General features: G+C 32.3%; 12 protein-coding genes. All 12 read left to right on the top strand.

Annotated features, from left to right (window positions below):
• Positions 1-10 precede the first annotated feature (10 nt).
• A complete protein-coding gene (locus H6553_00060) occupies positions 11-223 on the top strand; it encodes a hypothetical protein (GenBank protein ID MCB9032207.1) in 213 nt (70 codons plus the stop codon).
• 31 nt (positions 224-254) lie between these two features.
• The gene (locus H6553_00055) at positions 255-1,364 is read left to right on the top strand and encodes a site-specific DNA-methyltransferase (GenBank protein MCB9032206.1); all 1,110 of its coding nucleotides are present in this window, start codon (positions 255-257) and stop codon (positions 1,362-1,364) included.
• Positions 1,365-1,496: 132 nt separating this feature from the next.
• Entirely contained in the window at positions 1,497-1,760 is a 264-nt protein-coding gene (locus H6553_00050; protein ID MCB9032205.1) for a hypothetical protein, read from the top strand.
• Complete coding sequence (locus H6553_00045; protein ID MCB9032204.1) at positions 1,753-2,517, top strand: site-specific DNA-methyltransferase; 765 nt, start codon at positions 1,753-1,755, stop codon at positions 2,515-2,517. The genes H6553_00050 and H6553_00045 overlap by 8 nt, the downstream gene beginning before the upstream one ends.
• Before the next feature lie 30 nt (positions 2,518-2,547).
• Positions 2,548-2,739, top strand: coding sequence for a hypothetical protein (locus H6553_00040; protein MCB9032203.1), 192 nt, complete (start codon positions 2,548-2,550; stop codon positions 2,737-2,739).
• A complete protein-coding gene (locus tag H6553_00035) occupies positions 2,739-3,521 on the top strand; it encodes a hypothetical protein (protein ID MCB9032202.1) in 783 nt (260 codons plus the stop codon). Before H6553_00040 ends, H6553_00035 begins: the two co-directional genes overlap by 1 nt.
• Positions 3,522-3,713: 192 nt before the next feature.
• Entirely contained in the window at positions 3,714-4,328 is a 615-nt protein-coding gene (locus H6553_00030) for a hypothetical protein (protein ID MCB9032201.1), read from the top strand.
• Positions 4,325-5,560, top strand: a complete 1,236-nt coding sequence (locus tag H6553_00025; GenBank protein MCB9032200.1) for a radical SAM protein — start codon at positions 4,325-4,327, stop codon at positions 5,558-5,560. The genes H6553_00030 and H6553_00025 overlap by 4 nt, the downstream gene beginning before the upstream one ends.
• Before the next feature lie 287 nt (positions 5,561-5,847).
• A complete protein-coding gene (locus H6553_00020) occupies positions 5,848-6,357 on the top strand; it encodes a hypothetical protein (protein ID MCB9032199.1) in 510 nt (169 codons plus the stop codon).
• 1 nt (position 6,358) lies between these two features.
• Complete coding sequence (locus tag H6553_00015; GenBank protein MCB9032198.1) at positions 6,359-7,834, top strand: PBSX family phage terminase large subunit; 1,476 nt, start codon at positions 6,359-6,361, stop codon at positions 7,832-7,834.
• Between the two features lie 227 nt (positions 7,835-8,061).
• Positions 8,062-8,493: a hypothetical protein gene (locus H6553_00010; protein ID MCB9032197.1), complete on the top strand. Its 432-nt coding sequence runs from the start codon at positions 8,062-8,064 to the stop codon at positions 8,491-8,493.
• Between the two features lie 171 nt (positions 8,494-8,664).
• Positions 8,665-11,087: hypothetical protein (locus H6553_00005; GenBank protein ID MCB9032196.1), on the top strand; the 2,423-nt coding region annotated here is incomplete at its 3' end.

Here is an 11,087-nt window from a genome sequence, read left to right as displayed (position 1 = left end):
GTCAAAAGATATGAAATTTCAGAAAAAGTTAGTTAAAGAACTAAATAGCAATAAAGAATTGGCTTATCAAGACGCTTCTATTTATACAGTATTGCTAGACCTTGTACAAGGTAATAGTATTGAAGAAGTATTTATGATGCTACATAATGTCGCAACGGATTTAAAAAAGAGAAAAAAACTTGAAAGTCAGTTTGAAAAAGCAAAGTCATGGAAGTGGTTGTGAAATTACGCACAACGTTAAGGTGCTTTGAGATGTGGCGGAATTAGAACTACTCACTATCAAAATACAACGAATGACAATAGAAAGCACAAATGATAATAACAGCACGAACCCCGCCATTACTTATAGCGAGTGTTATGCACAGGTTTTTTCTCGTCTTTTTTTCGGGGATTGCCTGATTGAAAGCGATAAAATAGAAAGCGGAAGTGTTGATTTAATACTTACCGACTTACCCTATGGTACAATGGAAGGACAAAGTAAAACGGGTATTTACCATAATGGAGAAGAAAAACACGAATGGGATAGTATTATTGATACCGATAAAATAATGCAGGTTGCAAATAGAATACTTCGCAAAAATGGTAAAATGATTTTGTTTGCACAAGAACCATTTACAAGAGAATTGATAAATAAGGCAATACCAAACTTACCTTTCAATTATAGGGCAATATGGTTAAAAGATACACTTGGCAGTTTTATGCGTTCAAAAAGTGCTTTACTTTATAGAACAGAGGATATTTTGATATTTAGTAAAATGAACCCAAAGCACGATTTAGAATTAAAACACCCAATAAGAAAGTGGCTAAAAGACACACAAGAAAAAGTTGGAATATTTTGGAATGATAACCTACTACATGAAGCGTATTTGAAAAGCGGTATAGCCAAAAACATACAAAGTGCAAAAGTTATCTGCCAACATAAACTTGACTGGAACTATGTGCAAATACAAAAGATAACTCAAAAGCATTACAAAGTATTAAATGAGTTTTTCAATTTTGATAAAACGGAGGACGAAATTGGAAAAATATTTGACGAATACCAACAACAACACTTAAAAGAACAAACCGAACTATATGGAAGCACATTTAACCTTTGGCAAGGTGGAAAATATAAGGATAATGTTTTTGAATACAAACGAGATAGAGATAACTACCACCCAACGCAAAAACCGATATTGCTTTTAGAGGATTTAATAAAAACTTTCAGCAACGAAGGTAATTTAGTAGTTGATTTAACTATGGGAAGTGGAAGCACTGGAGTAGCTTGTAAAAACACAAACCGTTCTTTTATCGGAATAGAGAAAGACGAAAACTATTTCAAAATAGCAGAACAGCGAATAAATGCACGGACGTTGTTTTCTTAAACTTGTGCATAACGTGCCGATGCTATACGAAGGCGGGGAATTAGATGCACACCTTGTCAGCCTTGCACAAATGACAAATAGATGCACAACTGTTCAATTGCGGAACGCTGCCCCGCTTTTGTATAGCATTTGTTGGCAGCAGTTAATTTTACAAATATGAAAAGTTGTGATTATGAATTACCACCAATGCCCGAACAAGGTAAGTTTACTGGGTGTGATGGCAAAGAATGGGATAACGAATTTCTTAAATTTCATTTGCAAAAAGCAGTTGAAGAAGAAAATTACGAATGGGCAAACGAATGTAAATTAGAGTTGGAGCGTAGGGGCTTGGCGAAGTGGCTGAACCCGAAGCTAAATAGAATTACAAAACTTAAAAAATTAAAATCAAATGATTGATAGAATTACCGAACAGCCATTTTGCCAAACCCGTGTTAGTGGCAGTATTTTTGTGAACGCTGATTGCTTCGATGTTTTTCCTTTTATTGAGGATAAATCAATTGATGCTATTATTTGCGATTTACCTTATGGGACTACAAGAGCAAAGTGGGATAGTATTTTGGACTTGGATTTACTTTGGAAGCAATATGAAAGAGTGATAAAAGACAACGGAGCAATTGTATTGTTTGGCTCTCAACCATTTACAACTACTTTAATAAATTCAAATATTAAGGATTTTAAATATTCGCTTGTTTGGGATAAAAAAATGAAAGTAGGAATGATGAATTGTAAACGGATGCCTTTAAGACAACACGAGGATATTGTAGTTTTTTATAAAAAACAACCAACTTATAATCCGCAAATGACAAAAGGTAAAATGAGAAATAAAAAAATTGCTCCAACAAAAGATTTTGAAGTTTACGGACAAATAACTCCTATTGATAATTTTAATGATGATTATTACCCAAGTTCTATTTTGGAATTTACTAATGCTAACCAAAAAGCAAAAAGCCATACAACGCAAAAAAGTTTAGAGCTTATGGAATATCTTATAAAAACATACACTAACGAAGGCGATACAGTTTTAGATAACACAATGGGAAGCGGAACAACAATTTTAGCAGCTATAAAAAACAATAGAATAGGTATCGGAATAGAAAAGGAAAAACAATATTACGATGTTGCTGTTCGTAGGGCTTCTGAGTATTGCCACTAACAAGCAGATTGACGAAACTAAAGTAAAAAAATGAAAGCAACAGAAATAAAAAACTACCAAAATTTAACCGCTAAAGACATTGTTTCTTATATGAAAAATAATAATATATCTACGATAACAAGTGGTAAAATAGAATATAGGATTGACGACATAGAAGATAGTTGGGAGTATATTTTGGAGAAAGAAAAAGTATTGAGTAAGATAAAATTGTGTCAAAATTAATGAAAATCATTTGGTCGTTATTTGATAGCGAAACTGCTATCACACAGCAGTTAAATTCAGAAGAATATAAAGTATATTCTATTGGTTTGCCATCAAGTTCTGCAATTACAGATAATTTTATAAAAATTGATTTGTCAAAAAAAAGTTGCATTAAAAAACTATCAAAACTGCCAAATCCTGATATTATTTTCGCCTCTCCACCTTGCGAAACTTGGGTAACTTTAAGTATAGGGAATGTTAGATTTTACAGGAGAAATTATAACGAATATAACCTTTACTGGCAGAAAAATTTTAAAGCAAATAACTATGTTAAGCGACATCGAGAATTAAGATTATTAGGTCAAAAAACAGCATATTGGACAGCCAAAATAATTAAAGAATTTAAGCCAAAGTACTGGTTTCTTGAGAATGGTGCAAGTAGTTTAATTTTCAAATATTTAAGCAAATTTCACAACCTAAAAGGGTATAGAAATTCTTTAGAATATTCAAGCTACAATGGTAATTTTTCTAAAAAACCAACGATTATTTATTCAAACAAAAAATTATATCTTAAAAAAAATAATATAAAAAACAATAACTTAATTACAGTTAGTAAAGCTAAAATGGAATATGTTAGGAAAAATATAGATTATAAAAAATTAGGTTACACATCGCCGTATGATTATATTCTAAAGACTAAAAATGTATACTTAAATTACGCAGAGCGTTCAGCCGTGCCTATTGAATTGTACGATGACATTCTTTTTCAACTAAAACACAATCTTTATCCACAATTATTTTAATGCACCTTTCTGAATTAAAAATAAAACTCAAAAATATTAAAATAAAAGAAGTACAGCTTGATAGTGCTACTTTTGTTTCTGATGTGCCGAAATTCATTGATACTCATATTTCATTTTTAGAAAGGAATAGCGGAAATAAAACATTTAAGCCTTATTATGATAGACTAATGAAATTATTATTATATTTGTAGTATGATTAAGAACAGGATTTACAAAACTGAATTAATTGAATGGCAAAGTGTAAAAGATTTACAGCCTGATAATCTAAAGTTGCCATATAATTATGAGCATATTAAAAACTCAATCAAGAGATATGGAATAGCTAAAGCCTATGATGTGTGCGAGATTGATGGTGATGTTTACTGGATTGACGGACATACTCGAACTCAAATATTAAATGAACTAGTATCGCAGGGTGTTAAGATTCCTAATAAATTAACCGCAAATTTTTGCGAGGTTAAAAACAAGGAAGATGCTATCAAAATTCTTTTAGAGGTTCATAATCAAAAACAAAACCCGATAGCACAAGAAGTGTTGGTGGAATGGATAGATGTTGAAGAATTTGAAATAAACGTACAGGCTTTAAATGTTACTTATCAAGAACTTGAAATTGATAATAGTAATATGGATTTAGGCGGAGATGATGATTATGAAGTTGAAGAAAAGGCTAAAGGAATCTTATTACCATTGATTTTAAATGTTACTAATCAAGTTAAGCAGAAGTACAAACTTGTTGCAAAACAAATGAACGGAGAAAATGATAATTATATTTTAAATGAAATATTAAATAAATACATAGAACAATGATAACTTTATTTGCAGGGGAATTTATGTTAGTGCCAGAAGCCTTAGATGTTTCTCATAATTGGTGTTCGCACAATTGCGGATATTGTTTTGCAAATTTAAACAAACCTGACCGACGAATTGACCCACAAAAATTGTTTAACCAAATAACAAATTTCAGGCATCAAAAAAACGAAGTTGCTATGATGTTGCAACACGATATGGTTGTAACGGCATCTAATAAAACAGACCCATTTGCAAAAACAAATGAACAAATCAGTTTACCAATGTTTGAACTATTTGAAGATTATGGCATTAAACATTCAATACAAACGAGAGGTGGAAGCAGAATATATGAGTATTTGGATATGATAAAATCAAACAAAGTATTTTATATATCGATAACACATACCAGCGATGAAACGAGAAAAAATACAGAAGTTGGTTCTCCTACGATAGAAAGCCGTTGGGAACTTGTAGATGAATTATTACGCAGAGGAAATAAGGTTATTGTGGCGTATAATCCATTTTGGCACGAATGGATTAATATAGACAAAGAAATTGAAAATTGCACAAGTAGAAATTTATCAGGTGTTGTGTTGCAAAAAATGCATATAAATAATTTGCAATACAGTAATATGACACCAAGATATAAGGAGGTATTTAAAGATATTTACGATAAATCCAAGTCATCAAAAAGCAGACTGATTAATGAAAATCATACCCATTATACATTGTTCTACAATACACTTAGAGAGAATGGAGTTAAAGTAAAGGGATATTCAGAAACAAATTTTGATAATATTTATTCTATTTATGCTGATGTTTACGGAAAAAATTCAACATTCAGAACAAAAGAGGATTTTTATGTTTGGTGCTTAGAAAATAAAAAAGATGGAGATGAGGTAAGATTTAAAGAGTTTTACGATTTTTTTTCAAAAGATTTGCCTTTTAAGGATAAAGAAATAAATTTAACTCCTTTTTTTCGTTCAGTTAAAACAATAGATAAATCAGCAGATACTTACACCAAAAAAAAAGGTTTTTTGCGTGATGTTATTGAAGTGTTTTGGAACGATTGGACATATAAGAGGCATTTAACAATGAGCAGAAACTACTCTATATTGCTTGAAACACACAGAGGGCAAAAATATAGATTAGTAGATGAAAATAATAATTTGATATACGTGTTTCATAAAGAAAAACAGGAACACGTTGGCACGGAATATTCCAATCAACGCTTAAATCTAAAAAGATGAGAAAATTAGCACAAGGCACTATCAAACGAGGTCAGGAAGACCTTGAGGGACAAGGCTACACTAAGGAAGAAATCAGAAAGATTCAGAAATACAATCTGAAAGCAGCATAAAAAGCTGTGTGGTTTGATTTTATTGTGTAGTAAGGGAAAAAACTACACAAATTTTAAGTATTTACCTATGATAATAAAGCTATCAAAATCCAAGCAAGAAATAAATATTTATAACATTAATGACAGAACAAATAGTATATCAGATTTATTTACAATGGTTTTCTAAAACAAAATGATATGAGCAAGAGAGGTAAGCAGAAAGGAAACAGAATTTCAGATGAGCAATTTAAAACATTGCTTATAAAAGAATTGCAAAAATCCGATTCAAAAGCGAACCTTAAAACGCCCTTTTACGAACTATTAAGTTCTAAATACGCAATTCATAAAAAAAGAGCCTTTGATTTGCACGACAAATACTATTCTGAATACATTACAGCCAAAAATAGAGAACTTGAAAGGGTAAGTATAAATGCAGAAAAAGAAGTCAAAAAAGAGCTTATTTTAAGCAAAATAGACAGGTTGAAAATTGCGGAGGATATTGCAATAGGAAATGCAAAGAAAATAAAAACAGATGATGGCGTAAAAATAATTATGCCAACTTACGGCGAAAGGTTAAAAGCACTTGAATACATAAGCAAAATAGAGGGCGACTATGTTCCAGCACAATTGGAGCTTACAGGCAAAGGCGGTTCTGATTTGATACCTAACAGATTTGCAATAAAAATTGTAAAAGAAAAGAAAAAGTAAAATGACAGCCTCCACACAGGTATCAACAATAGAGATAGATGAGGCTATGTTCTTACCTTGTTATAGACACATATTAGAACCTAACGATATTGACATTGAATTTATTTGGGGTGGTCGTGATAGTGGCAAGTCGCATTTTACAGCACAAAAACTAATTTTAGATTGTTTGCAGTTGAAATATTTTAGGTGCATTATGATAAAGAAGACATACGAAAGCATCAAAGATAGTCAATGGCAGACAATCAAAGATATTGTAGAGGAATGGGGGTTGTCCGACTTTTTCCAATTCAAAGTAAGTCCGTTAGAAATAATTTGTACCAATGGAAATAAGTTTATAAGCAGAGGTTGTGATAATGCACCGAAATTAAAATCTATTCGTAATCCGTCACACGCCTGGTATGAGGAGGGCGACCAGATAACTATTGAAGACTTTACGACTATAAGCACTACACTAAGGACTAACAAAGGAAAAGTAAAGCAATATTTTTTATTTAATCCTGAATTACCAAAAGGTGTAATGGACAAAAAAAACTTTTGGCTTTATAAAAACTATTTTGCAGGGACAAATGATAAGAATTTCACGAAGTCAATAAGTTATGAGATTGACGGCAAACCGCATACAGTTAAATACAGAAGTACACACACAACCTATAAGGATAACTTAGAAAATGTTACAGCAGATAGAATTGCGATGTATGAGAATTTGAAAGTTACCAATCCGTCAAAGTACTTACCGTATTGTCTTGGCGAGTGGGGGCAGTATAGTAATGAAGTGCCTTTTTTCTATGGCTACAACAAAATGAAACATTTTGCTCATACCAATTATGAGCCAAAGGAAGAATACTATATTGACATAGGATTTGACTTTAACATTACTCCTTGCGTTTGCGTTATCGGTCAGTTTGATAGAGAAAATCAAATATATCACATATTCGATACTATAATGCAAGACCATACTAATATCTATAATCTTAGCAGTTTACAGGCGGTGTGCAGAAAAATAAAAGAAAAATACCTTGATAGTGGCTACTATCTTAGAAGTCGTATAAGAATTACGGGCGATGCAAGTGGTAGAAGTGGGTCTGCGGATAGGCAAGTAAAACAAAATTATTACTATACTATTCAAAAAGAATTGCAACTACTACCACAGCAGTTCTATGTTAGGGGGGCAAATTTACCGCATACTGTGAGTGGCGAAATAATTAACGAAGTGTTTGTTAATATGAGAAATAATGCCTTAATTCTCCACAATCAAGACTTATTGGAACGAGATATTGAAACGTCGTTTCCTGACGCTAAGCAGTCGTTAAATGAAGCTAAGGCTAAATTTGGGTTGCACGTTTTAGATGCGTGGAGGTATTTAATGGATTTTTGGTTTAATTTTGACAAAAGTAATCGTACATTTGTGAGCAAGAATCATAAGAAATTTACGGAATTAATAATAAAAAATGTGAATAATTTAAAGCACTATGGATAAGCTAAAAGAGTTATTAAGTAAGAAAAATATGCTAAATTTGGAAAAGCAAATTGAAGCACAAAATATAATTAAAAAAATGAAAGATGATAAAGAAAATAAAAAACCTATTCAAAAAAAAGTCTGACATTGTTCTTTTGCACGTTCACACGTTTAACGATGGCACAAAGCTATTTACATACAGGGAGGAAGATTTAGGTAAGGTATCTTCACGTTACTATCGTAACATTATGGAAGCAAATAATTACCTCCACACTTTCTTACTTACAAAAGAGCAATGGGTTACTGCTGTTAATGAATTAAAGAAAAGAAGCACAGAAGCCTTAGCGTCGAATAATAATAAAGAAATAGTACAAACGTTGCTTGATATTAATAGCACCTTAGATTGGTTTATTGAAAAATCAAGCACATTAAAAAATGCAAATGAAACGATTTTAGAGCTTATGTTTTGTATGTTTTTCTTACTTGAAGATGAAGCACCTACAGGCTATTCAGATGCCTTTAATCAAAGAAAAATTGAGTTGTTAAATTCAAATTTAGAAGTTCGAGATTTTTTTTTGAGCAATCTGAAGAAAAATTTACCAAACTTAGCTCCTTTATCCGATTACGATTTGAAACTTCAAATGATAATCAACAAGATGACAGCGGAAGTATTGACATAATAACATTTAAAAATAATATAGATACTCTTATTTTAAGGTTATCACAGCATTATAATCTATCAATGAAAGAGATAGAAGATTTAGATATTGAGCATTATTTTCTTTACCTCTATAATTTTATTAAAGAAATGAAAGAAAAAAAGGCTAACTTTGATAAACAAAACAAAGAAGATGGCTAACGAAAATATAATCGTAAAATTTCAAGTGGAGGGGGCTGATAAGTTCAACAAAGATATTGAAAAGTCAGCAGATGTTCTTCTTGATATGGCTAAGGCTAATAAAATAGCTGAGCAAAATAGTGATGAGTTAGCGAAAGTAATTGGACAAACCTCAAATGAACTGCAAAAATTAGTTAAGGAGGGTAAATCCTCCACCGATGAATTTAAAAAACTAAGTGGCACATTAAAAGAGCAGATTGACATTTACGAAAAAACGAAGCAAGAGATTGACGGAATGGTAAAGGTTACTGCGAAATATGTAACGCTACTTGACAATATCGCAAGTGGGCATACAAATGTATCAAAAGCAGTAAAACAAGTCAAAGAGGATATACAAAGGCTGAGACTCGTAGGGAAAGAAAATACATTTGAGTTTAATGTTGCTATCGAAACTTTAAAGATGTTAGAAGAAGCAAGCAAAGATAGTAAGAAAGCACTTGCCGAAGTAGGAGGTAATTCAGAAGCCATAAATAGTTTCATTTCTAAATTGCAAACAACAACATCAGTAATAGGACTTGTGCAGGGTGCTGTTGGATTATTTGGCAAAGAAAATGAATTATTAAATCAAACGCTCGTTAAGGTAAATTCCTTAATGTTAATCGGTCAATCATTGCAACAAATAAAAGTTGCATTGAATGAAAAAGATGCAATAACTACTGGAGTTGCAACAATAGCACAAAGGGGTTATGCGTTGGCAGTAGGTTCATCAACTGGAGCTATGAAAATATTTAGACTTGCCTTAGTAAGCACTGGTATAGGGGCATTTGTGGTGTTATTAGGTGTGGCAGTTACTGCCTTTATGAAGTGGTCGGAAAGTTCAAGACAAGCATCTAAAAATCTAAAGCTGTTGGCAGATGTAAGCAAAGAGGCGAATAAAAATATAGAAGATGAAAGAGCGGAATTAACTAAGCTAGTTGCTATTGCCAAGAATGAGAATTTAAGTAAGGAGCAACGCAAGAATGCTATCAAGCAAATCAATGAGAATTACCCCGAAATGTTAGGGAATATCACGCTTGAAAATATCGGCACGGAAAAGGCTAATGAGTTATTTAAAAAGCAAATTCAAATTTTAGTTGATAGAGAGAAAATAAAATTATTATCGTCTAAAATAGCACAAGAACAAATAAATTTAGAGATAGCCAAGAATGGGGAGCTTTTAAGCACTTGGACAAAATCAAGAATTGCAATTAATCGTTTTTTTGGAGCAACGAAAGATGCTGATAGAATAAAAAATGAAGCAATCACAGAGAAAGCTACTGAAATTGAAAATACAATCACATCGCTAACTACCGAATTAAATAAAACACTTGCTAATCTTGGTAATAATGTCAATGAAAAAACGGTAACCGATGTAAAGACTGCAACATCTAAGGTTGCTACCGAAACTAAAGCAGTAGTGGAGGTTGCGAAGTCGGAATTGGAGATATACAAGAATGAATTAAGTGCCTTAGAAAAAGAATTAGAGGAATTACAGTTCAAGAGGGTTAGAATGCCTATATCAAAAAAAGAAGAGGATAGAATTAAAGATTTGACAGCTGATATTCAAATAATGAAAGACGTATTGAATAGCTTGACTGTTCAGCCATCACAGCCTATTGGCTTCATTCAGCAACTCGAAAACTCTTTAACAAAAACAAAAGAAGAACTTGAAAAGCTATTTAATGAAACAATATCAAGCGGAGGTGCTATTGACTTTGACGATACTAATGTAGTTGAACTTCAAGATAAAATAAAATCATTAACAAATGATTTAGAGTTTGCAAAAGAAACATTTAACCAATTAATGAACGGAGATACGACAACAGATGATAGTAGCGAGGGTGGAGGAAGTGGAGATGTAATTGATAAAAAAGCCGAAAGGTTAAAGGAATTAACAGCAAATATGAATAGCTTTGCAGAAAAATATCAAGTCATTCAAAGTGGTATATCTCAAGCAACTGGCTTGGCATCTGAATTATTTGCACGACACACGCAAAAAGAAACACAGGCTTTAGATGATAAACTAAAGCGTGGTGTAATATCACAAAAGCAATATGATAAAGAAATTGCAAAATTAAAAAATGAACAAGCAAGGAAAGAAAAAAGAGCAAGAACAGCGGAGGCATTTGCAATGATACCAATGGCTATTTTAAGCACATTTACAAATACAACTGGGGGGCTGATAATTAAAAGTATAGCGGCTGGAATAGCAGGAGCGTTTGCACTTGCAACAGCGATAATGGTAGCAACTGCACCGCTACCGAAATATAGACACGGAGGTCAAGTATTTAAAGGTAATGGCTTTGTCAAAGGTCGTTCACATAGTGAGGGCGGTGTTAATGCCGAACTAGAGGGCAACGAATTTGTGATGAAGCGTGAAGCAGTAGCAATGTATGG

It is taken from the genome of Chitinophagales bacterium (assembly GCA_020636535.1).
In the GTDB taxonomy this organism is placed as follows: Bacteria; Bacteroidota; Bacteroidia; order Chitinophagales; family JADIYW01; genus JADJSS01.
The sequence above is the reverse complement of the archived record's forward strand: the minus strand, read 5'-3'. Positions and strand labels throughout refer to the sequence as shown.